The organism is Haloferula chungangensis, assembly GCF_042664875.1.
Lineage (GTDB): Bacteria > Verrucomicrobiota > Verrucomicrobiia > Verrucomicrobiales > Akkermansiaceae > Haloferula > Haloferula chungangensis.
The window spans coordinates 1-661 of sequence record NZ_JBHTBS010000080.1 but is presented as its reverse complement, the minus strand read 5'-3'; the positions used below and the strand labels follow the sequence as shown (position 1 = coordinate 661).

At 40.4% G+C, this 661-nt stretch carries 2 protein-coding genes; both read right to left on the bottom strand.

Annotated features, from left to right (window positions below; all coding sequences use genetic code 11):
• The coding region (locus ACFQY0_RS21280) for a PP-loop family protein (RefSeq protein WP_379717097.1) at positions 1-134 on the bottom strand (134 nt) is incomplete at its 3' end.
• A 71-nt stretch (positions 135-205) separates the two neighbouring features.
• On the bottom strand, positions 206-622 hold the full coding sequence (locus ACFQY0_RS21275) for a S1 RNA-binding domain-containing protein (protein WP_379717094.1): 417 nt from the start codon (positions 620-622) through the stop codon (positions 206-208).
• Positions 623-661 lie beyond the last annotated feature (39 nt).

Sequence of the window (661 nt, the reverse complement as noted above, 5' to 3'; positions counted from 1 at the left end):
CCGTGGTTCACGTGGAATATAGTAAGCGACTGATACGTATCTTTGTAACTGGTCGAAAGCATGTGATAAAGCACACTTGAATCCACACCGCCCGACAAGGCGATTGCGATATGATCTGTTTTTGCCCAGCGCACGTTTAATTTCACGTTATTACACCTCTAAACAAGAAAAAGGCCAGAAGTGTATTCTCGCCTCTTTAGAATTATTAACGCCCTTTGCCACCACGACGTGACTCAGCTTGTCTTTTTATTGTAGACATGCGTTCTTCGCTGTCTTTTAAGAACATTGATAATTTTTTCTCGAAGTCTTCAGGAGATTGTTCTCTCTTCTCTCTGCGTTCTCTTTTAGGTTTTTGTGCTTGCTTGATAGAAAGTGAAATTTTTCCGTCATCTCCAACTGAGAGCACTTTAACTTCGACTTCGTCATTGACCTTAAGGTGTTCATTTATGTCTTCGACAAATTTATTTGCTACCTCACTAATATGAACGAGTCCACTTTTTCCTCCAGGTAATTCTACGAATGCACCGAACTTTTCAACGCGTTTAACTGTGCCCATGTACACTTCACCAACAACAGCTTCTCGTGTGATGTCTTCAATAATTTTACGTGCTTTTGAGATCATTTCTTGATCTACTGCACCAATGAAGATTGTACCATCTTG